Annotated in this window: 20 protein-coding genes; 14 read left to right on the top strand and 6 right to left on the bottom strand. The window is 38.3% G+C overall.

What is annotated here, in order from left to right:
• Positions 1-34: 34 nt before the first annotated feature.
• From menD to A3GM_RS0107230, 4 genes are all read left to right on the top strand, one after another.
• On the top strand, positions 35-1,747 hold the full coding sequence (menD, locus tag A3GM_RS0107245) for a 2-succinyl-5-enolpyruvyl-6-hydroxy-3-cyclohexene-1-carboxylic-acid synthase (protein ID WP_018362724.1): 1,713 nt from the start codon (positions 35-37) through the stop codon (positions 1,745-1,747).
• Between the two features lie 6 nt (positions 1,748-1,753).
• Positions 1,754-2,578 (top strand): 1,4-dihydroxy-2-naphthoyl-CoA synthase, encoded by an 825-nt coding sequence (gene menB, locus A3GM_RS0107240; RefSeq protein ID WP_018362723.1) that lies wholly within the window; start codon positions 1,754-1,756, stop codon positions 2,576-2,578.
• Between the two features lie 78 nt (positions 2,579-2,656).
• Entirely contained in the window at positions 2,657-3,697 is a 1,041-nt protein-coding gene (locus A3GM_RS0107235) for an o-succinylbenzoate synthase (protein WP_018362722.1), read from the top strand.
• Positions 3,676-4,668, top strand: a complete 993-nt coding sequence (locus A3GM_RS0107230; RefSeq protein WP_018362721.1) for an AMP-binding protein — start codon at positions 3,676-3,678, stop codon at positions 4,666-4,668. The genes A3GM_RS0107235 and A3GM_RS0107230 overlap by 22 nt, the downstream gene beginning before the upstream one ends.
• Positions 4,669-4,696: 28 nt before the next feature.
• Here the strand turns inward: A3GM_RS0107230 and aroB are convergent, their stop codons facing one another.
• On the bottom strand, positions 4,697-5,749 hold the full coding sequence (gene aroB, locus A3GM_RS0107225; RefSeq protein ID WP_018362720.1) for a 3-dehydroquinate synthase: 1,053 nt from the start codon (positions 5,747-5,749) through the stop codon (positions 4,697-4,699).
• A 119-nt stretch (positions 5,750-5,868) separates the two neighbouring features.
• On the opposite strand from aroB, the gene A3GM_RS0107220 reads away from it, so the two are divergent.
• Positions 5,869-8,832 carry a TonB-dependent receptor gene (locus A3GM_RS0107220; protein ID WP_018362719.1) on the top strand — a complete coding sequence of 988 codons (2,964 nt, stop codon included), beginning with the start codon at positions 5,869-5,871 and terminating at the stop codon, positions 8,830-8,832.
• 140 nt (positions 8,833-8,972) lie between these two features.
• Positions 8,973-9,701: a glycosyltransferase family 25 protein gene (locus tag A3GM_RS0107215; RefSeq protein WP_018362718.1), complete on the top strand. Its 729-nt coding sequence runs from the start codon at positions 8,973-8,975 to the stop codon at positions 9,699-9,701.
• A 334-nt stretch (positions 9,702-10,035) separates the two neighbouring features.
• Here A3GM_RS0107215 and A3GM_RS0107210 read toward each other — a convergent pair whose 3' ends face one another.
• From A3GM_RS0107210 to A3GM_RS0107200, 3 genes are read right to left on the bottom strand one after another with little or no spacing between them, the layout of a single operon-like run.
• Positions 10,036-10,446 carry an RNA-binding S4 domain-containing protein gene (locus A3GM_RS0107210; protein WP_018362717.1) on the bottom strand — a complete coding sequence of 137 codons (411 nt, stop codon included), beginning with the start codon at positions 10,444-10,446 and terminating at the stop codon, positions 10,036-10,038.
• A gap of 32 nt (positions 10,447-10,478) precedes the next feature.
• Positions 10,479-11,042, bottom strand: coding sequence for an aminoacyl-tRNA hydrolase (pth, locus tag A3GM_RS0107205; protein ID WP_018362716.1), 564 nt, complete (start codon positions 11,040-11,042; stop codon positions 10,479-10,481).
• A gap of 29 nt (positions 11,043-11,071) precedes the next feature.
• The gene (locus A3GM_RS0107200) at positions 11,072-11,671 is read right to left on the bottom strand and encodes a 50S ribosomal protein L25/general stress protein Ctc (RefSeq protein WP_018362715.1); all 600 of its coding nucleotides are present in this window, start codon (positions 11,669-11,671) and stop codon (positions 11,072-11,074) included.
• Between the two features lie 306 nt (positions 11,672-11,977).
• Between A3GM_RS0107200 and nusB the strand changes: the two genes are divergently transcribed.
• The 6 genes from nusB (at position 11,978) to A3GM_RS0107170 (ending at position 16,518) form a co-directional block, all read left to right on the top strand.
• Positions 11,978-12,949, top strand: coding sequence for a transcription antitermination factor NusB (gene nusB, locus A3GM_RS0107195; RefSeq protein ID WP_018362714.1), 972 nt, complete (start codon positions 11,978-11,980; stop codon positions 12,947-12,949).
• Between the two features lie 80 nt (positions 12,950-13,029).
• The gene (gene yajC, locus A3GM_RS0107190; RefSeq protein ID WP_018362713.1) at positions 13,030-13,353 is read left to right on the top strand and encodes a preprotein translocase subunit YajC; all 324 of its coding nucleotides are present in this window, start codon (positions 13,030-13,032) and stop codon (positions 13,351-13,353) included.
• Between the two features lie 9 nt (positions 13,354-13,362).
• Positions 13,363-14,346, top strand: coding sequence for a CdaR family protein (locus tag A3GM_RS0107185; protein ID WP_018362712.1), 984 nt, complete (start codon positions 13,363-13,365; stop codon positions 14,344-14,346).
• Positions 14,343-14,936, top strand: a complete 594-nt coding sequence (coaE, locus tag A3GM_RS0107180) for a dephospho-CoA kinase (protein WP_018362711.1) — start codon at positions 14,343-14,345, stop codon at positions 14,934-14,936. The genes A3GM_RS0107185 and coaE overlap by 4 nt, the downstream gene beginning before the upstream one ends.
• A 16-nt stretch (positions 14,937-14,952) precedes the next feature.
• The gene (locus tag A3GM_RS0107175; protein WP_018362710.1) at positions 14,953-15,378 is read left to right on the top strand and encodes a DUF5606 family protein; all 426 of its coding nucleotides are present in this window, start codon (positions 14,953-14,955) and stop codon (positions 15,376-15,378) included.
• Between the two features lie 210 nt (positions 15,379-15,588).
• Positions 15,589-16,518: a calcium/sodium antiporter gene (locus A3GM_RS0107170; RefSeq protein WP_025830004.1), complete on the top strand. Its 930-nt coding sequence runs from the start codon at positions 15,589-15,591 to the stop codon at positions 16,516-16,518.
• 251 nt (positions 16,519-16,769) lie between these two features.
• On the opposite strand, the gene gluP is transcribed toward A3GM_RS0107170, so the two are convergent.
• The gene (gene gluP, locus A3GM_RS0107165; protein ID WP_018362708.1) at positions 16,770-17,975 is read right to left on the bottom strand and encodes a glucose/galactose MFS transporter; all 1,206 of its coding nucleotides are present in this window, start codon (positions 17,973-17,975) and stop codon (positions 16,770-16,772) included.
• A 222-nt stretch (positions 17,976-18,197) separates the two neighbouring features.
• Complete coding sequence (locus A3GM_RS11130) at positions 18,198-19,316, bottom strand: TlpA disulfide reductase family protein (protein WP_018362707.1); 1,119 nt, start codon at positions 19,314-19,316, stop codon at positions 18,198-18,200.
• Between the two features lie 210 nt (positions 19,317-19,526).
• On the opposite strand from A3GM_RS11130, the gene A3GM_RS0107155 reads away from it, so the two are divergent.
• Both A3GM_RS0107155 and queF read left to right on the top strand, forming a co-directional pair.
• Positions 19,527-20,216, top strand: a complete 690-nt coding sequence (locus A3GM_RS0107155) for a queuosine precursor transporter (protein ID WP_018362706.1) — start codon at positions 19,527-19,529, stop codon at positions 20,214-20,216.
• Positions 20,217-20,251: 35 nt separating this feature from the next.
• Positions 20,252-20,722: a preQ(1) synthase gene (gene queF, locus A3GM_RS0107150; protein ID WP_018362705.1), complete on the top strand. Its 471-nt coding sequence runs from the start codon at positions 20,252-20,254 to the stop codon at positions 20,720-20,722.
• Positions 20,723-20,789: the final 67 nt, after the last annotated feature.

The following is a 20,789-nucleotide window of genomic DNA, read 5'->3' as shown; positions in this document are numbered from 1 at the left end:
TCACTAAAAGCAGATATTATTTAATATAAACAGTATGTACTCAAACAAATGTAACGTAAATATTCTTACAGATTTAATGATTCAACACGGCATCAATACAGTGGTGATGTGTCCTGGATCACGCAATACTCCATTATTAAATAATTTCAATGAAAGTCCCAACTTTCAGTGTTTTTCTGTAACCGACGAGCGTTCTGCAGGCTTTTATGCCTTGGGTTTGGCTCAAACAGCAACGCGCAAAGTGGCTGTTTGTGTAACATCAGGCTCGGCATTGCTTAACCTTTTGCCTGCAGTGGCAGAGGCTTTTTATCAAAGAGTGCCTTTTGTTGTGATCTCAGCAGATAGACCAGAGGCGTGGATAGACCAGTTAGATGGTCAAACATTGCATCAACCCAATGCTCTAAAACCTTATGTTTCGACTTCGGTATCATTGCCCGAGCCTTTAAATAGCGAGCAAGAATGGCAGTGTAATCGCCTTGTTAACGAGGTTTTGAACCGCTTTAATGCGCCTGAAGCATGTCCCGTGCACATCAATGTGCCCATTTCTGAACCCTTATTCCAATTCAATCAAGCCGAACTTGCACCTCAACGCAAAATAACAAGCTATTTTTCTGTTGTCCCAAACCAAAGCGGAATGAAACAAGTTGCAACGTTGTTGTTGCAAGCTAAGCGACCTATTGTGGTGTTAGGGCAAGGCAATTACACCTTATTAAATAAAGAGCACATCAATTTTCTCAATAGTGTTGCGGTGCTTTTAACAGAGCCTTTGAGCGGAATTGATGCGCTGTCGAATTTTGATGACATTCTTTCTGCCCACTTCAACGATGAGCGTTTGTTACCCGACTTGGTGTTATACGCAGGCGAGTCGGTTGTTTCTAAACGATTAAAGCATTTTCTTCGCAAACAAAAAGAAGGCAATCAGGTGCGTTTTTCTACTCAAAAGAATATCGAAGACACCTTTTCTCATCTTTCATTGCTTGTCGAATGTAGTGCAATAGAGGGCTTAAAGGCTCTTTATTCCGCTTGCTCTGCTTTGCAAACAGATAGTCATTTGACGGTGACTGATGAGCAATTAAAGGAAAAGAAGGCGTATATCAGTCTTTGGAACGACCTCTCTTGCAAGGTGAAGGCGGTGCGCAACGATTTTAAACCCATTTATTCTTCTATGCAGGCGGTGGCTTTTTTAGAGCAAGAAATAGCACAACAGCAAGTAGATTGCGCTGTGCATTATGCCAATAGTAGCGCAGTTCGCTTGGCCAATATATACGCTTCGCATCGCATTTATTGCAATCGTGGTGTCAATGGAATAGAGGGTTGTTTGTCTACTGCAGTGGGTATGTCACTCGATAGTTCTGCAAACGTCTTCTGTGTAATAGGCGATTTGGCTTTCTTTTACGATCAAAACGCTCTGTGGAACAATCACCTTAAAGGAAATATGCACATTCTTCTATTGAATAATAGCGGTGGAGGAATTTTCAATATGTTGCCAAATATCAGCGAAACTGCAAGCTATGAAACCTTTGTTAAGGCGTATCACAACGCTAATGCACAAGGTATTTGTCAACAGAACAATGTTGATTATATGGCAGTTCACAAGGAAGAGGAATTAAAGAGGTTGTTGCCTCAATTTGTAAGTCATTGTGGCGACAGACCTATCTTGCTCGAAGTGTTCACCAATCAACAAGATGATACAAAGGCATTAAAAACTTATTATCAAGCAATAGCACAACTTTTAACTAAAAAATAAAGTACAATGAATAGACAATGGATACCCATTAAAGGGTTTGATTTTAAAGAAATATTATTCGAAAGCTTCGAAGGAATAGCTAAAATAACTATCAATCGCCCACGATATCGCAATGCTTTCACTCCTTTAACCACATGGGAAATGAGTCAGGCGTTTGCTTATTGCCGTGAAGCAAGCGATATTTCGGTTGTTATTTTAACTGGAGCTGGCGACAAAGCGTTTTGCTCTGGAGGTGATATGAACGTGAAAGGACGAGGCGGATACATTGGAAACGATGGTGTCCCACGCCTTAATGTGCTCGATGTTCAAAAGCAAATACGTTCTCTTCCCAAGCCTGTTATCGCCATGGTAAACGGCTTTGCCATTGGAGGTGGACACGTTTTGCACCTTGTTTGCGACTTAACTATCGCCTCAGAAAATGCTCGTTTCGGTCAAACTGGTCCACGAGTAGGTTCTTTTGACGCTGGCTTTGGGGCCTCATATCTCGCTAGAATAGTCGGACAAAAGAAGGCAAGAGAGATATGGTTTATGTGTTTGCAATACGATGCCTATGAAGCTGAACGCATGGGAATGGTGAATAAGGTCGTAAGTAGCGACAGATTGGAAGACGAATGCGTTGAGTGGGCACAGCGAATGATGGAACATAGCCCCCTTGCTTTGCGCATGATAAAGGCTGGTCTCAATGCAGAACTTGACGGACAAGCTGGTATTCAAGAGTTAGCAGGAGACGCAACAATGCTCTATTACTTCTTAGATGAAGCGCAAGAGGGTGGAAAAGCGTTCTTAGAAAAGCGCAAACCCGATTTTAAGAAATATCCCAAATTACCATAAATAAATAGCTATTGAGAAAGAGAAGCGTTGCAATTGTCCTTTAAACACTTCTCTTTCTTATCTTTTTTCTTGTTGAATATGACCTATTCTTATAGTCTTTCTCCATACGAACTCATTTTTAAAGAGCCTGCAGGAACATCTCGTGGCATTTATAAAACACGCAAAGTGTGGTTCATTAAGCTGTTTGACACAAGCAATCCGCAGGTGTTTGGAATTGGAGAATGTGCCCCTTTACCTAATTTAAGCTGTGATTTAACGGATAATTACGAAAGTATCTTGAAGGCAGAATGTGATTATTTCTGTCGTGAAGGACATCTTGATACAGAGCGATTGCGCCCTTATCCATCTATATTTTTCGGTCTTGAAACGGCTATTCTCAGCTTAAAAGCAACCAAAGAAAATGTGTTATTCAACACATCTTTTACCCGTTCAGAATGTGGAATACCCATTAATGGATTGGTATGGATGGGATCTTTCACCGAAATGATGCAGCGATTGGAGCGCAAACTCGATGAGGGTTTCAGATGTATAAAGCTTAAAATAGGTGCAATAGACTTCGAACAAGAGCTAACTTTATTGAAAGCCATTCGAGAAAGATATGCTTCTGATGTCTTAGAGATACGTGTTGATGCCAATGGAGCATTTAGTTGGGAGGTTGTTCAACAACGACTTGACAGCTTATCGCAATTCTCTATTCATTCAATAGAACAGCCCATAGCACCTGGAAACTGGCAAAAAATGGCGCAACTGTGCCGAAATACGCCCATTTCGATAGCTCTTGACGAGGAACTTATAGGTGTAAACGATCTCAAAAGCAAAGAGATGTTGTTACAAGAGATCAACCCTCAGTATATTATCTTAAAGCCTTCGCTACACGGAGGCATTGCAGGTAGCACAGAATGGATTGAACTTGCGAAGCAAAAGGGTATAAAGTCCTGGATAACAAGCGCACTCGAGAGTAATATTGGCTTAAATGTTATTGCGCAGTTTGCATCCTATATTTATCCAAAAGACCAGCAAATGCCACAAGGTTTGGGCACAGGACAACTCTATACCAATAACATTGAAATGCCATTAGCCATAAAAAAAGACGAATTATGGTTCTTAAAGAATTCTTAGAGCAATGGAATAGTGACGAAAAGACAATCGAAGTGCGCACCAGTGGCTCTACTGGTAAACCTAAAAAGATTGTCCTTTTTAAAGCAATGATGCAGGAAAGTGCCCGCAGAACATGCGACTTTCTGAATTTAAAGCAAGGCGATTCGGCTTTGTTATGCTTGTCTTTAGACCATATTGGCGGTAAAATGATGGTGATAAGAGCCTTAGAAAGGGGCTTAAAGCTAACTGATGTGGGGGCAACGGGTCATCCTTTAAGCTCTTTAAGCATTGCTCCTACCTTTGTTGCGATGGTTCCTTTGCAGGTATTTAATAGCTTACAGAACCCCAAGGAGCGTGAGTTGCTTCGAAATATCAAGCATATTATAATAGGAGGGAGTGCTATTGAGCCTGAATTAGCAGAGCAATTGAAAGATTTTCCCAATGCTATTTGGAGCACATACGGTATGACTGAGACTGCATCTCATATCGCTTTGCGTCGTGTAAATGGCCCTTCTGCCAGTGAGTGGTATATCCCTTTTGATGGAATTCACGTCTCTCAAGATGAGGATAAGTGCTTAATTATTCGTCAAGACTTGCCCCGTCACTTACAAACAAGCGATTTGTTGAATGATGAACGCTTGCAATCTTCGCTCTGTTTGCATACCAATGATATTGTAGAAATAGCCCCTAATGGGCGTGACTTCAAGGTGATTGGTCGCAAAGATAATGTTATTGTTAGTGGAGGAATAAAGATACAAGCTGAAGAAGTGGAGGCTCTTTTGAGGCAATATATACATACTCCTTTTGCAATAGCTAAAAAGAAAGACCCCAAGTTTTGGGAAATTGTGGTGCTATTGGTGGAGAATGGCAATGCAGAAGAATTGGACTTGATTTGCAAAGAGCATCTACCACACTACTGGAAGCCTAAAGAAATCATTGTAACCGATGCTCTTCCACGAACTGAAAACGGAAAGATTAAGCGACAATTATAGTGCTTTAGGCTTTTAATAGTGCATTGTTCTAGTTCGTTTCTCTAAGGAAATCGAGCGCATTTTTAATGTCTTCTTCTCCAACAACAGTGTTAAGAGCCAACGAACCAATATCTTTTAGAAGCGAGAAGTTGATGTCTTGTCCTTTATTCTTCTTGTCGTGACGCATCAAATCGATTATTTTATTATAGTCATTGCATGCAAATGGGAAGGTAGGATATAGCGAATGAATGAACATAAGCGTTTGTTTCATCTTGTCAAAGGGGAACTCTTGCAGTAGAGCAGATAAGTATAACTCACAAATAATGCCGTAAGCTACAGCAAAACCATGTGATAGTTCTTGCTCATTACTAATGCTCCATGCCTCAAAAGCATGTGCAAATGTGTGCCCAAAGTTAAGTGCTTTCCTTATATTTTGCTCCTTTGGGTCCTCAATTACAATCCTTTCCTTTACCTCAACATTCTTTTTTACAAGTAAAAGAAGCTCCTCCCAGTTGGGATTCTCTATGTCAAAACGAAGTGTTTCCGCCCATAATGTCTCGCTATCAATGAGCGCATGCTTAATCATCTCAGCGAAGCCGCCCAGTAATTCGTTATAAGGAAGAGTCTGTAAAAAGGCAGAATGCAAAATAACCGCATTGCTTTCAGAAAACAAACCAATTTCATTTTTAACACCATTGAAGTTAATTCCGGTCTTACCTCCAACCGAAGCGTCGACCATTGACAATAGAGTTGTGGGGATATTGATAAATTTTAGCCCCCTTTTAAATGTAGATGAGGCCATACCTCCAATGTCTGTAACCATTCCTCCGCCTAAGTTTATAAGGCAAGAGTGGCGAGTTGCTCCTTTAGTTGATAGCTCTTCCCAAATGAAACTCAAAGTGTTGAGGTTCTTATTGCTATCTCCGGGCTCTATAATAATGTGCTGAGCGTTGTGCAATAAGGTACTTTTGCCCAATAAATCCCAGCAAAAACGATGCGTATTGCTATCCATCAATACAAATATTTTATCGTATTGAAAAGTCGAAAGCACTGCTTCAACGTCGTGAATTATATCGTTTGTAAAGATAATTTTTTGTTTCATATAGGCAAAGTTACATCAAATAAATGAGAAAAGTTTAGTTAAACTTATTTGAATTGATAAGTTTTCATATCTTTTTTCTTTATATTTGTCTTTTCTTTATTATACAAATAGGATAACATATGGTGAAAAAAATAGGTGTATTTTTAGTTTTGTTATTTTGTGTAGTCACGTCTTTTGCACAAAATATTGTAGTAAAAGGAGTTCTAAAAGACGCAGATACCAAAGAAGGATTGATGCAAGCTACTGTGCAATTGTTGCGCAGTGACAGTACATTTGTGGGCGGTTCTATCTCAGATGAGCAGGGATTGTTCCAGCTTTCGGCACCTTCTGAAGGAAAATATCTTATAAAGATTTCTAACATTGGCTATCTTTCGCATTATCAAAAGATTGATGTTTCGGGCAAAGACACCATCGATGTAGGCTCAATTGTGATGAAAAGCGATGCTGTTATGTTGAAAGGAGCAGTCGTAACACGTAGAGCTACGAAGGTAGTGTTGAAAGAAGACACCTTTATTTATAATGCTTCGGCATATAAAACACCAGAAGGAGCAACCTTAGAAGAGCTTGTTAAACGCCTACCAGGAGCGACAATAGGAGACGATGGCAAGATAACTATCAACGGAAAAGAAGTAACTAAGATCTTAATAGACGGTAAAGAGTTCATGACAGGCGACACAAAGACTGCCATGAAGAACCTTCCGGTGTCGATAGTCGATAAGATTAAGAGCTATGACACCAAGAGTGACTTGGCAAAGGCTACGGGAATGGATGACGGAGAAGACCAAACCGTGTTAGACTTTGGTATTAAACAAGGTATGAATAAGGGTTTATTTGGAAACGTAGACCTTGGTATTGGAACGAAAAACCGATATGCAGAGCGATTAATGGGTGCGCTTTTCAAAGACGATCTTAGAGTAATGATGCTCGGAGCAGCTAATAATACCAATGATATGGGCTTTCCTGGCGGTGGAGGTCGTGGTGGATTTGGACGCAATAACAATGGACTAAATGCCTTAAAGATGGTTGGTGCCAATGTGAACTATGAGAAAAAAGACCGCTTTTTGATTGATGGTTCATTGCGTTGGAACCACTCTAATGGCGATATAGCAAGCATTGTGTCGTCTGAAAACTTTGTGGGTTCAACCTCATCATACAGCAATAGTATTAGTAATTTATATAAAAGAGGAAACGAATGGAATGCAAGAATGCGTGTAGAGTGGCACCCTGACAGCATGACCACTATCACCATGCGTCCCGAATTGAGCCTCACTACAAGCGATCAACTGCAAAAAAGCAGTTCCGCAGTGTTCAATACCGATCCTTACAGCTATGGTTCAGACCCCTTATCGGCATCTATTTTAAGTGCAATAGCAACAAATGGAGCCGTTGTTAATACTCAATCAGAAAACACCATTGCCTATACTGATAACCAAGCATTTAGCTTAAAGCTACAAGGAACACGCAAGTTGAACACCAGTGGTAGAAGTATTACTTTAGAAACAAAGTTCTCTACTTCTAAAACCGACGCCAATCAACTTGCCATGAGCAATGTGCATTTGTATCAAGTAGCCAACTCTTTGGGTCAAGATTCAACCTATCAGGTGAATAGATACATGGTTTCGCCAGAGAGAAGCAATAGTTATAGCGTTAAACTGATATACAGCGAGCCCATTGCACGCCGTGTTTATTTGCAGTTTGGATATAAATTTGGATATGGAGTGAATAAAGGCGACCGCCAAATATACGACTTTAGTAATTTAGGCGAAACCTTCTTCAGTGGCTTGCAACCATCTTATAGACGTTGGGACAGCTATCTTTCGATCTTACCCAATGATTATTCAACTTATAAAGACGATGCTTTGAGCCGTACATCTCGTTACGAAAGCTATACACATGATATTGAATTAGGACTTAAAGTAACTCGAAAAGCATATCAATTGAGTGCAGGTGTGATGTTAGAACCACAAAAAACACACTTCATTCAATCGTACTTAAATGTGAATACCGATACAGTTAGAACAGTATTGAACTTTAGTCCGACCTTTGAGTTAAACTATAAGTTCTCTGATGTGAGCAAATTGAAGTTAACTTATCGTGGAAAAACAAGTCAACCAACCATCACACAGCTGTTAGATATTCGTGATAATAGCAATCCATTGAATATTTATCAAGGTAATTCAGGATTGAAACCAGCCTTTGTAAACAGCTTGCGTTTGTTCTATAACAACTATATTGAGAAGAAACAAAGATCGATGATGGCACACATCAACTTCTCTTCTACACGCAATGAGATAAGCAACAAGGTAGAATACGACACACAAACAGGTGGAATGCTCACACGTCCTATCAACGTAAATGGCAATTGGAACGCTTCAGGAGCATTTATGTTTAACACTGCAATCGACTCTTTGGGCTATTTCAACTTCAACTCTTTCAGTAATGTTAACTACAATAACTATGTAAGTTATTTAGCTCTTAGCGCAGGAACATCAGCATTAAAGAACATTACTCGTGCGCTAACACTTTCAGAGCGTGCATCGTTTGGGTATAGAAATTCGTGGATTGAGGTAGAATTAAATGGTACAGTAGACTATACTCGCAGTAGCAATACATTGAAAGTGGGCAATAGTAATCTCAATACATGGCAGTTTTCGTATGGAACCAACGTCACTTTCATGGCTCCATGGAATATGCAAATCACCACAGGACTTACACAAAATAGTCGTAGAGGCTTTAGTGATAAGTCGATGAACACAAACGAATTGGTTTGGAATGCGCAGGTTTCGCAAAGCTTCTTAAAGTCAAAATCATTAACAGTGAGCCTTCAATTATACGACATCTTGCATAACTTGAGTAGCGTGAGCAGAACAATCGATGCATTAAAGCGTAGCGACACCTCTTATAACACCATCAACAGTTATGCCATGTTACACGTTATTTATAACGTAAACCTATTTGGTGGCAAAGAAAATCGTGACAAAATGCGTCCGAGCGGTGGCCCAGAAGGACGAGAAGGAATGCCACCTATGCCACAAGGAAGAGGCAATAGAGGAGGCTTTGGCGGTGGAATGCCACCACGATAGAAGCCTGAACAGAGGATAATAGCTATCCTATTATAAAATAGAACAGAAGCAAAAGTACAGCTTTAGCGAGGGTTTCTCGATAATTATATGTATTTTTGTTTCTGTTTTTTGTTGATACTTAGATTTAAGAGCATATAGAAATGGAAATAAACCTTACGAATAAAGCAGTGTTTGTGCTTCATGTTAAGAAAGGATATGAAGACAGAGAGCAACATATTAAAGCTATGTTGCAGAAGATGAATATTCCTTTTTCGTGGATTCTCGATGGAGATATTGTCGATTTAACTCCCGAAATTCTTGATAAATACTTTGCCGGTGACATGCATAAGGCAGGTGCAACCGCTTCTTGTGCATACAAACACGTGTTGGCTTGTAAAGAAATTATAGCGAAAAACCTCGATGGGGCATTGATATTAGAAGACGATATTCAGCTCGACCCATGTCTTTTTATTGATATATTCAATAAGAGTTTAACCGAATTGAATAGCGAAGAACAAAAGCCTTCGATTATTTCTTACGAAGACACTCGCCTTCGTTTTGTTCCCAAAAGTAAGAGAGTGGGAGGGAAAGTGTTATATCCTGGCGACAGAGATCGTATGGCTGGGGCTTATTATATCAACAAAAAAGGAGCTGAACTGATTATAAATGAATTGGAAAAGCAGGCGATGGATATTCCTGTAGACTGGTATCATGCTAAGTTGTTGCACGAAAATAAGTTGAAATATTATTGGTGTCAGCCCACTATTGCAACGCAAGGGAGTCATATAGGCACGTTTAAATCGAGTATAAGTATAAAAGATAATCTTTGGATTACGTTGAAATGGCGATTTAAACGCTTTTATAAAAAATGGTTATACGAGTTGAGATAGAACTCTAAGAGAGGGAAAGTGGAGTAGAATTGATATCGAATTGAAAATCAAGAACTTTCTAATTTCGTAAAATGCACATTCTTATTAGAATAAAAAAACAATGGTATTACACTATAAAAGCATTGCTTTTGAGGTGTAATACCATTACTTTTATGCAGTAAAAGCATTGCTCTTACTCCTTAAAAGAAATTGTATCGAAAAACATTCTTTTTTCTTTTTAAATACGAAAGCATCATCGCTACATTCTTATTCGAATGAATTGGCTAATGAGATGCAAACTTTTGGTTTTGATTTGAAGTGCTTTTGAGGTGTTTGCATTGAGGCTTTGCAGGACTTAATCAAGCTCGTCGAAGTCGTCGTCGATACCAAATATAACTGGTTCAACAAACGCATCAAGTGCTCTTCGCTCCTTCTTGGTGGGTCGTCCCGTTCCTCTTGCTCTGTCAACAAAACCACTTATTCTGCTCATCTCAAGTAATTCGTATTGCTTTGGGTCTGTAACATTCTCGTAAATCTCAGGAATGAGCTTTGCACCAACACGCTGTTCAATGGCTTTTAATACCTTGAACGAGTAGGTGATAGGCGATTTTTTCACATGAACTGTGTCGCCTTCTTTAATCATTCTACTTGGTTTTATGGTGCTTCCGTTGAATGTTACTCTTCCATTCTTACACGCATCGGCAGCTAATGAGCGGGTTTTAAAAATACGTGCAGCCCACAACCATTTATCAATTCTTGCTTCCATACGCACTTATTCAACTTCTTTTACAATGTGTTCTATTTGCGATTGAATTGGTTCATGGTGATATCTACTCCCGCAAGAACAAAACTTTTAATGATTTCTACAGCCATATCGATTTGGGGCTGTAGCGTTGTTAGTTCTTCATCGGTGAATTTTCCCAATACCCAATCAACCTGTTTTCCTTTCGAAAAGTCGTTACCTATTCCAAAACGCAATCGTGCATACTGCTGACCGATGAGCTGTTGGATGTGACCTGTGCCGTTATGACCGCCATTACTGCCGCTTGCTTTAAGTCTAAGGGTACCAAGTGGCAAGGCAAGGTCGTCTACAATAACAAGTAAACGCTTTTGATCAATGTTCTCTTGGTTGAGCCAATAGCGAACAGCATTACCGCTTAAATTCATAAAAGTGGTTGGCTTTAGCAAGAAAATCTTTTTTCCTTTCAATGTGGTTTCAGCAACAAAGCCATATCGTTTGTCGCTAAAAACAATATTGGATGCCTTCGCAAAGGCATCCAATATCATGAAACCGGCATTGTGGCGGGTGTTATCATATTCATAACCTGGGTTCCCTAATCCCACAATTAAGTATTTATCCATTTCTAATAATTAGAAAATGTCAATGTATCTTATTTACCTTCTTTTGCTGCTTGTGCTGCCATTGAAGCTGCACGAGTCATCTTAATAGAGCAAACAACAACGTCTTTACCTGTTACAAGTTCCAAACCTTCGTATGAAAGTTGTCCAACTTTGATGCTCTTACCGATTGTTAGAGCTGTAACGTCAACGTCTAAGTGCTCAGGAAGTGATTTGTATGGAGCTTTAACGTTAAGCTTACGCAATGAAAGACTCATTCTACCACCATCTCTAATACCTTGAGCAAGACCCACAAGTTTAACTGGTAGACCAATAGTAATAGGCTTTTCTTCATTAACTTCTAAGAAATCAACGTGAAGAACAGCGTCTGTTACTGGGTGGAATTGAATTTCTTTCAAGATAGCTGTGTGTAATTTACCATCAACTGTTAAGTTAACAAGGTAAATGTGTGGTGTGTAAATAAGCTTACGAAGCTCTGTCATTGGCACAGTGAATGAGAAAGCTGATGGCTTTCCATCGGTTGTTGCGATGCCATACATGTTACATGGGATAAGACCTTCTTTTCTTAAAGACTTTGAAGCCTTCTTTCCTAGGTCGCTACGAAGTTGACCTGTTAAATTAATTTCTTTCATTTTGTGTTACTCTAAATTAAGTGTTTATAAATAAAATGCCTTAATTCGCCATCACACGAGAATCTTTCTCAGATATAGATGTGCCACGAAAAAGCGGTGCAAAGATAATGCTTTTTTCTCGAAATATACACAATAGCATAAAAAAAGCATATTATTAGAAGTGTTTTTTTGTTTATTCAGTAGAAAAAAAGTACCTTTGCAGCATCATAAGAGGCTATAAACTAAGTTGGTCGCAACTGTCGTTTGTCTCTCAAAAATATAGCATTTCAAAAAACACAGATATAAAAACACAAACTTATTTACAACATGATAAATCGTGAATTGATAAGAATTAAAGTGGTTCAGTTGACTTATGCCTACTATCAAAACGGCAATAAAAATATGGATAACGCTGAGAAAGAATTACTATTCAGTATCTCTAAGGCTTACGATCTATATAATTATTTGCTTGCTTTGATTGTTGCAATAACCCAAGAAGAGCGCTTAAGGGTTGAAGTTGCTACACTTAGAGCGGTTAGAGAAGGCACACCTGCACCATCACAGAAATTTGTTAACAATAAGTTTGCGTTGCAATTGGAAGAGAATCTCATGCTAAATGAGTTCTTAGAGCACCAAAAACAAAGTTGGAAAGACGACATAGAATTTGTTAGACGCTTATGTAATACAATTGAACAAAGTAGTGCTTATGTTGAATATATGTCGACATCAACATCTACTTACGATGAAGATAAGGAGCTTTGGCGCAAACTTTATCGCCAAATAATACAAGATAATCCTGATCTTGATGCCCTTTTAGAAGAGAAAAGCTTATATTGGAATGATGATAAAGAGATAGTTGACACCTTTGTTATTAAGACAATAAAGAAGTTTGACGAAGCAAAAAAGGAACAACAAGAGCTTCTTCCTGAGTATAGAGACGTAGAAGATAAGGAATTTGCACGCAAACTGTTCCGTGCTACCATTTTAAATGCAGACCAATACCAAAGCTATATGAGCGAAACAAGTCGCAATTGGGATTTCTCTCGCTTAGCTTATATGGACGTAGTAATTATGCAAATTGCCATAGCAGAAATGCTAACGTTCCCAAGTATACCTGTAAGTGTAACCATAAATGAATATGTAAACCTTGCAAAATTGTACAGTACATCTCGTAGTGGTGGCTATATCAATGGTATGCTCGATGCTATTGCTCGCTTTTTGCTAGACACTGGCAAGATGTTTAAAATGATGAACTCACCTAAAAAGAACGAACAAGCAAACGGAGGACAACAACAATAAGTTGAAAGACCAATGCAAGTCTCTTATTATATGGTGTTGAAATAAAACGAATAATTAACAAACTAAATATTTAAAGCAAAATGAATATATTGTTTTTAGCAGCTCAAGGAGCAGCGAAAGGTGGACAATCATCTTTCTTAATCATGATGGTTGTAATCTTTGTAATCATGTGGTTCTTCATGATTCGTCCACAACAAAAACGTCAAAAGGAAACTCGTAACTTCCAAAATAGCCTTGCAGAGGGTACAAAAGTAATCATTGGAGGTGGAATTTACGGTGTTGTTAAGCACATTGACTTAACAACTAACAAGGTAGACGTTGAAGTTAGCAAGGGAGTTGTATTGACTGTTGACAAAGCAAGCGTATTTGCTGACCTTGCATCTCAAGCAGAAAACAAGGCATAAGCATGCTAAATGAGAAATAAGATACTTAAAAATATAATGAAAGTGAGGAATTCCTTATTGGCTTTTGCTAATAAGAAGTTTCTCATTTTCTTGTTTTTTTTGTTTCTTAGTACCATCTTTTGGCTCTCAATAGCATTAAATGAAATTGTAGAAAAAGAGATATCCGTTCCTATTCGTTTAGCGAACGTACCTCAAAATGCGGTGATCACAACGCCACTTCCAGATAGTGTGCGAGTTACATTGCGTGACAAAGGCTTTGCATTGCTACCTTATTTATACGGAGATAAGCTACGTTCCATTGCAGTTAACTTCTCAACGTATGCCAATAAGAATGGATATATCGGTCAAGTGCCTAATGCAGACATTCAAAAGTGCATTCTACAATCTCTTTATGCATCGACACAAATTACCTCAATCAAGCCAGATAAGTTCGAATTTTATTATAATTACGGCTTATCTAAAAAGGTTTCAATCCGCTTAAAGGGTACCATTAGAACCGCAAGTGGTTACTATCTTTCACAAGTTCGATTCAATCCCGAGCGTGTAACGATATATGCTAGCAAGCATTTGCTCGATAGTATCACCCATATCTATACGAAATCGCTCCACATCACCAATATGGTTGATACAATACAGCAGACAGTCGAGCTTCAAACTATAAAGGGAGTGAAGATCGTTCCCAATACAGTTAAGTTGACATTGTATCCCGATATCTTAACAGAAGAAGCCATAGAAGTGCCCATTACGGCAGTGAATATGCCACAAGGAAAGGTTCTTCGCACCTTCCCATCACGTGTAAAGGTGCTTTATTCGGTAGGAGCAAGCAGGTATAGAACCGTCTCTGCAAATGGATTTAGAGTGGAAGTAGATTATAACGAGATGCAAAAGAATCCATCAGATAAATGTACCATCGTTCTAAAAACATTCCCTTCGAACATTTCTAACGCACGATTAGAAACCAATCAGGTTGATTATCTAATAGAACAGCAATGAAACTGCTAAATGAAAAGCCCGCCAAGCGAGTTATTGCGTTAACAGGTGGCATTGGAACAGGAAAGAGTTTCGTTGCGAAAATACTTCAACAAAAGGGAATAGAGGTATTCGATTGCGATCGTTCTGCAAAGAAACTGATGCGTGAAAACGAAGAAGTGAAGCAGAAAATCGTTGATTTGGTGGGAAAAGAGGCTTATCAAAACGATGTCCTAAATAAAGCATTGTTGGCTAAGTTCTTATTAGCTTCGCCTCAAAATGCTACTGCTTTAAATGATATTGTGCACCCTGCGGTGGCAAAAGACTTTGAAAATAGCGGATTAGAGTGGATTGAAAGCGCCATATTATACGACAGTGGGTTCGATAAAAGAATCGATATTGATTTTGTAGTATGCGTTAGTGCACCTTTAGAAACAAGGATATCACGCATTATGCAGCGTGACAATATCACCCGAGAAGCCGCCCTTCAGTGGATAACAAAGCAGCTCAATCAAGATGAAGTCATTGCAAAAGCCGACTTTGAGTTGGTGAATGACGGAATAAAAGACGTAGAAATACAGTTAAACGAAATATTAAGTAAAATACAAGAATAAAAACATTAGAAAGATTATGGAGACAATTTTATCTATTGCGGGTAAGCCCGGACTTTATAAATTGGTATCACGTAGCAATACAGGACTTATTGCTGAGACCCTAGACGACCAACATAAACGCCTTCCTATCTTTGCAACTGATAGAGTAACAAGCCTCTCTGACATTGCAATGTATACCGATGCAGACGATATTCCTTTGTGGAAAGTGTTGAAAAGTGTAGGTGAAAAAGAACAAAGCAAAGAGAGTTCGTTTAACTATAAAAAAGCTTCTAAGGCAGAACTTCACGAGTATTTCTCTACTGTTCTTCCTTCTTACGATCGTGATCGTGTACACGATAGCGACATTAAGAAGCTTATTCAATGGTACAACCTATTGGTAAAGAATGGTTATACCGATTTCGAAGAGTTGTTAAATAACGATCCTTCTAGCGAAGAAGAATAATAATTTGTTGGAAAACTATCGACTTTCGTATGGGGAAAACCTTGTGAAAGTCCCCGATAGCAAAGCAACAAACCACAAAATATTTACTAATAACAACGTTGTTAGCATCAAAACAAAGCGTCCTCTAATACCTTTCGACTTAGAAAGACAATGGTGGATGCTTTTGTTTTATATCTTTTTTTACAATACAGATTTATTTATTCGAATATTATGATATTAAACATACTCCTTATTATAATAGGTGTAGCAGTGGTTTTATTAGGCGCAGACATCTTAACAAAAGGCTCTGTAGCTCTTGCTCAACGCATGAAAGTGTCGCAAATCGTTATCGGTTTAACGATAGTTGCAGCGGGAACGTCAATGCCTGAGTTCTTTGTGAGCTTTGTTTCTGCAATAAAAGGAACCCCCGACCTTGCTATTGGTAACGTAGTTGGTAGCAATATCTTCAATGCTTTGCTCATTGTTGGCGTGTCGGCAGCCGTTACTCCCATTGCTATTCTTAAAGGAACAGTGCGAAAAGACATTCCTTTTGCTTGCTTCGCATCATTGCTTTTACTTGGATTATGCTTCGATGGAAGCATCAGTAGAATAGATGCAGCCATTCTTTTTGCCACTTTCTTAGGTTTCCTTTTATTCACATTGAAGAATGCAAAGAGTGGAGATGAAGATGAGAATGAGCCGTTAGCGAATACAAGTGTTTTGAAATCGGTTGTATTTATCATTGGCGGTTTGGCAGGATTGATTATTGGAAGTAACCTATTTGTAGACTCTGCCACCTTCGTTGCACAACAACTTGGAGTAAGTGAGGCTGTTATTGGACTTACAATTGTTGCGGGTGGAACATCGCTTCCCGAGCTTGCTACAAGCGTAGTAGCGGCAAAAAAAGGTAATAGTGGCATTGCAATAGGTAATGTGTTGGGCTCAAACGTGTTCAATATCTTAGCTATCTTGGGTTTAACAGGTGTCATCTCTCCAATGAAAATCAACGGCATCACCATGCTCGATTTTGCTCTTCTCATCGTGTCAATGTTGCTTTTATGGGTGTTCTCTTATACCAAATACACCATTAAACGCTGGGAAGGCTTGGTGCTTATTGGTGTTTTCTTTGCTTATATGAGCTATCTTTTTATGCATATCTAATCCTCTTATAAAAGAAAGAGATTGCGAATAGAATGTAACTTAAGCAGATAGAAAAGGCAATGCTTTTGCATGCTAATAGCGATGCTTTTAGGGCGCAAACTCAATGCTTTTAAGGCGTAATAACAATGCAATTGCCAACCATAGGTAATGGGGATATATTCTAATACAAAAAGAAAGGGGTCTAAAACGAATTGTTTTAGACCCCTTTTCTTATGTCTTATAGATACTTCGAGAGTATCTCTTATTTGTAATTATCTTAGCTTGCAACCTTTAAATGCGTAGAAAGCAATGTAAATGAAGCAAGGAAGACAAAGCCAATAAGCGTTTTGTGCGCCGAAAAGATCTTTAAACCAACCGAAAAGAAGAGTTAGAATAGCACCTCCGAACAAGCCCATTGTTAGAAGAGAAGAACCTGTTTTTGTGAACTTACCAAGATCTTTCATTGCCAAAGGCCACAACGCAGGCCACATTAACGAGCAACCTAGAGCCACAATACCAATGCTATAGATACTTAAATGTGCAGGAAGAGTAGCCACACATATGGTTCCTATGAGTGCAATAATAACACAAATTTTAAGCGCAGTGTTTTGACTTAGATACTTAGGAATGAACAATATGCCCGCAATATAGCCAATACTCATTGCAATAGGGGTAATCCATGAGTAGTTTTCAGCCGCTGCAAGTCCTAGCGTTTTAGCATAGTCGATAACTGAACCTAATGCAATTGTTTCTACACCAACGTAGAAGAAAATAGCAATACTACCCAATACAAGGTGTGGGAACTGCAAAATAGAAGTCTTGCTGTTAGCATATTGTGTCACTTCTTGCGATCCTTCTTCGTTAGAATCGTCTTCTCCTGTAGCCTTAATTTCTGGTAATGGAGAAACAAGAGCAATCAAACCAAGAAGCAAGAACAATCCGCTTAGGATATAAAAAGGAAGATCTAATTGTGTAACTTTGATGTCGAGAGTACTTCCAAGCACTACTGCAATGAACAAAGGAGATATTGGCCATGCCAATTTATTAAGTATTCCGATGATGCTTATGCGCTTTGCTGCACTCTCAATAGGGCCTAATATGGTGATATAAGGGTTAATTGCTGCTTGCAAAAAGGTGTTAGCAATACCGCCTAAGAATGATGCTGCAAGGAAAAGAGGGTAGCTTTCTTGCTTTGCAGAAACCACAAAGATGAGGAAACTAACAGCGTAAATAGCATAAGAAAAGGCAATTGTTTTCTTGTAACCAATGGCCTTTATAAGTTGACCTGCAGGGTAAGCGAACAGCACAAAAGGTATAAACATAGCTGCAATGAGGGCATATGCACCTGCAGAAGACACTTTTAACGACTGGTTTAGGATAGGAATTAAGATTCCATTTACACTTGCTGCGAAGCCTCCTGAGAAGAACATCAATCCCAAAATGGAAAGGGGCAGGATGTAATTTTTATTTTCTTTCATAAAATAGTATGTATTAATTAATTTTGATTCTTTTCAAATTTGTATTGAATGATTTTGCTTTCTGTTTTAAATAGCCTTGCTTTTGATTTTAAAAGCGCAATTCTTATAAAACAACTTATTTATACTTGTTTTGTAAAAAGCATAAAGATCCGATGAAATAATATGTGTTATCCACCGAACCTTTAATTTTTGTGTGTTCTATTTGAAGATTTGAAGTTTTACTTAAAAGCCATAAATTTCTTTTAGTTTCTCGCCAAGTGCCTCGCTACGAAGGTCTCTTGCAACGATTTTTCCTTGTGGATCTACAAGTAAACTTGAAGGAATTGCATTGATGTTGTAAGCCTTTCCAGCTTCACTATGCCATGCTTTAAGGTCTGAAAGGTTCACCCAATTCATCTTCATTTCAGCAATTGCGTCCTTCCAAGACTCAGCTTTGCTGTCGAATGAAATAGCAACAATGTTGAAACCTTTATCCTTATATTTCTCGAAGTTAGCTCTTACGTTAGGCATTTCACCTCTACATGGTCCGCACCAGCTTGCCCAAAAGTCGATAAGAACATAGTTTCCTTTACCACAATACTCGCTTAATTTGTGCGAAACACCATTTACATCGTTCAAAGTTAAATCGATAAATGGTTGTCCAATGATCTTTTGTTTAGCTTCTTCGGCTGCTAATTGTTGCTTTAATGCTGAAAGCATAGGGTGATTAGCATACACATGAGTTGGTTTAAGCAATTCATTCAACTCCGATTCTGTAACGGCATCGGTAACATAGTTAATGTATAATGCAGGAAGAATGTTGTCTTTATTCTCGTTAATTACCTTTTTATAATATAGAGAAGAGGCGTTATGAAGATCCATAAACTTCTTTCTCAACTCGTTTACACGTGTTGTTTTCTCTGTATCGCTAAGCGAATTATCGCTAACTACCTTTTGATAATCTGCATAAATCTGCTTTCCTGGCTCGTTAATAGAGTCGAGTGCAGCGTTATATTTGCTGAGTTTCTCGTTAAGAGGAGAGCCTTTGAGCGTGTTTTTGTTAAGATTTATCTCCAAAGGTTTGCCGTCCATAACGAAAATAACAAAGTCTTCATCTTTTCCAATACCAAAGAATTGATCCTTGTTTTCAGGCTTATACTTCACAACGAAGTTACCTTTCACAACATCAACACTATCAACTATACGTTGATTCTTTTGCATATCGAGTAGATAAACCTTCTTAACGTTTTCTGGGCAGGTACCTTTTATAAGAGCAACAGGTGCTTTTACTGCCTTTTTAACTTGCGCAAAGCTTGGGAAAATGCTTGCAGCAAGGACACTGCATAATATCAGTTTCTTCATAATTCTAATCTTTTTAAATGAATAATGCTATTTTAAAATAGCTTTTTTAGATTCTTTTGAGGACAAGTTTTCATCTTTATCCGCTCTGAATAGTATGACAAAGTTATAAAAATATTTTTTTATTGCAATCAATTTACAATCTTTTATGTAACTTTGCACCGCTTTTTTAAAGTAAATGAGTGCTTGGTAAACCTCGTAAAAAACAAGAAAATGAAAGAAAATAGTAAAACTGTGAGTGTACTGTTTATGCTTTTCGGTATACTCTTTTGCGTTTGTTTGATAACGGCAAACGTGTTAGAAACAAAGCAAATATCAGTTGGTAGTATTAGTTTAACAGGTGGTTTGATTGTATTTCCAATCTCTTACATCATCAACGATTGTGTATGTGAAGTTTGGGGATATGCAAAAGCTCGCTTATTGATATGGCTTGGCTTTGCAATGAACTTCCTTTTTGTGCTCTTTGGTGCAATTTGTGACATTATTCCAGGTGCTCCTTATTGGACAAATCAAGAAGGTTTTCATCAAATTTTTGGTTTAGCACCTCGTATTGCGGCAGCTTCTTTCTTGGCATTCCTATGCGGATCTTTTGTAAATGCGTATGTAATGAGCCGAATGAAGCTACAATCTCAAGGCAAAAACTTTTCTTTGCGAGCAATTGTTAGTACTATCTTAGGCGAAGGAGTCGATTCAATTATCTTCTTCCCACTTGCTCTTTATGGTGTAGTTCCAAACGAAGCTCTACCTGCTTTGATGCTTTGGCAAGTTATTTTAAAGACACTTTACGAAGTGCTTGTGTTGCCTTTAACCATCTATATTGTGAAGAAAGTGAAGAAATATGAGCAAGAAGACGCTTATGATGAAGCGATAGATTATCGTGTTTGGAAGATTTTTAAATTGTAATTATTAGTAATATCTCACCTTATTATATAGTAAGTATGTCTGAAGAAAGAGAAAAAGAGGGCTTAAAACATTTGGGAAATAACACCAAATACAGCATGGATTATGCCCCAGAAGTGTTAGAAACATTCGTAAATAAGCATCCTCAAAACGATTATTGGGTACAGTTTAACTGTCCAGAGTTCACCTCTTTATGCCCCATTACAGGTCAACCCGACTTTGCCGAAATAAGAATTGCTTATATTCCAAATGAAAAAATGGTGGAAAGTAAGAGCTTAAAGCTTTATCTTTTCAGCTTTAGAAACCACGGAGACTTTCATGAAGACTGCATAAATATCATCATGAAAGATCTTATTTCGTTGATGAATCCAAAGTATATAGAGGTTATTGGCTACTTTACTCCACGTGGAGGAATAAGCATTTATCCTTTTGCTAACTATGGAATGCCTAACACTAAGTATGAAAAAATGGCAGAACAGCGATTTGTTCAACATTCCATTGCAAAATAAAAGAAGCAAGAAAAAGTTTATTTAGCACACTTTTAGAGTAAGTAGAAGTAGGAGATACCAAGTGAAT

This window comes from Hoylesella nanceiensis DSM 19126 = JCM 15639 (genome assembly GCF_000379965.1).
Classification (GTDB): Bacteria; Bacteroidota; Bacteroidia; order Bacteroidales; family Bacteroidaceae; genus Prevotella; species Prevotella nanceiensis.
The sequence above is the reverse complement of the archived record's forward strand: the minus strand, read 5'-3'. Positions and strand labels throughout refer to the sequence as shown.

Excerpts from the sequence above, each read along its gene's own strand:
- menD (WP_018362724.1), top strand. The coding sequence starts at position 35 with ATGTACTCAAACAAATGTAACGTAAATATTCTTACAGATTTAATGATT.
- menB (WP_018362723.1), top strand. The coding sequence starts at position 1,754 with ATGAATAGACAATGGATACCCATTAAAGGGTTTGATTTTAAAGAAATA.
- A3GM_RS0107235 (WP_018362722.1), top strand. The coding sequence starts at position 2,657 with ATGACCTATTCTTATAGTCTTTCTCCATACGAACTCATTTTTAAAGAG.
- A3GM_RS0107230 (WP_018362721.1), top strand. The coding sequence starts at position 3,676 with ATGGTTCTTAAAGAATTCTTAGAGCAATGGAATAGTGACGAAAAGACA.
- aroB (WP_018362720.1), bottom strand. The coding sequence starts at position 5,749 with ATGAAACAAAAAATTATCTTTACAAACGATATAATTCACGACGTTGAA.
- A3GM_RS0107220 (WP_018362719.1), top strand. The coding sequence starts at position 5,869 with ATGGTGAAAAAAATAGGTGTATTTTTAGTTTTGTTATTTTGTGTAGTC.
- A3GM_RS0107215 (WP_018362718.1), top strand. The coding sequence starts at position 8,973 with ATGGAAATAAACCTTACGAATAAAGCAGTGTTTGTGCTTCATGTTAAG.
- A3GM_RS0107210 (WP_018362717.1), bottom strand. The coding sequence starts at position 10,446 with ATGGAAGCAAGAATTGATAAATGGTTGTGGGCTGCACGTATTTTTAAA.
- pth (WP_018362716.1), bottom strand. The coding sequence starts at position 11,042 with ATGGATAAATACTTAATTGTGGGATTAGGGAACCCAGGTTATGAATAT.
- A3GM_RS0107200 (WP_018362715.1), bottom strand. The coding sequence starts at position 11,671 with ATGAAAGAAATTAATTTAACAGGTCAACTTCGTAGCGACCTAGGAAAG.
- nusB (WP_018362714.1), top strand. The coding sequence starts at position 11,978 with ATGATAAATCGTGAATTGATAAGAATTAAAGTGGTTCAGTTGACTTAT.
- yajC (WP_018362713.1), top strand. The coding sequence starts at position 13,030 with ATGAATATATTGTTTTTAGCAGCTCAAGGAGCAGCGAAAGGTGGACAA.
- A3GM_RS0107185 (WP_018362712.1), top strand. The coding sequence starts at position 13,363 with ATGAGAAATAAGATACTTAAAAATATAATGAAAGTGAGGAATTCCTTA.
- coaE (WP_018362711.1), top strand. The coding sequence starts at position 14,343 with ATGAAACTGCTAAATGAAAAGCCCGCCAAGCGAGTTATTGCGTTAACA.
- A3GM_RS0107175 (WP_018362710.1), top strand. The coding sequence starts at position 14,953 with ATGGAGACAATTTTATCTATTGCGGGTAAGCCCGGACTTTATAAATTG.
- A3GM_RS0107170 (WP_025830004.1), top strand. The coding sequence starts at position 15,589 with ATGATATTAAACATACTCCTTATTATAATAGGTGTAGCAGTGGTTTTA.
- gluP (WP_018362708.1), bottom strand. The coding sequence starts at position 17,975 with ATGAAAGAAAATAAAAATTACATCCTGCCCCTTTCCATTTTGGGATTG.
- A3GM_RS11130 (WP_018362707.1), bottom strand. The coding sequence starts at position 19,316 with ATGAAGAAACTGATATTATGCAGTGTCCTTGCTGCAAGCATTTTCCCA.
- A3GM_RS0107155 (WP_018362706.1), top strand. The coding sequence starts at position 19,527 with ATGAAAGAAAATAGTAAAACTGTGAGTGTACTGTTTATGCTTTTCGGT.
- queF (WP_018362705.1), top strand. The coding sequence starts at position 20,252 with ATGTCTGAAGAAAGAGAAAAAGAGGGCTTAAAACATTTGGGAAATAAC.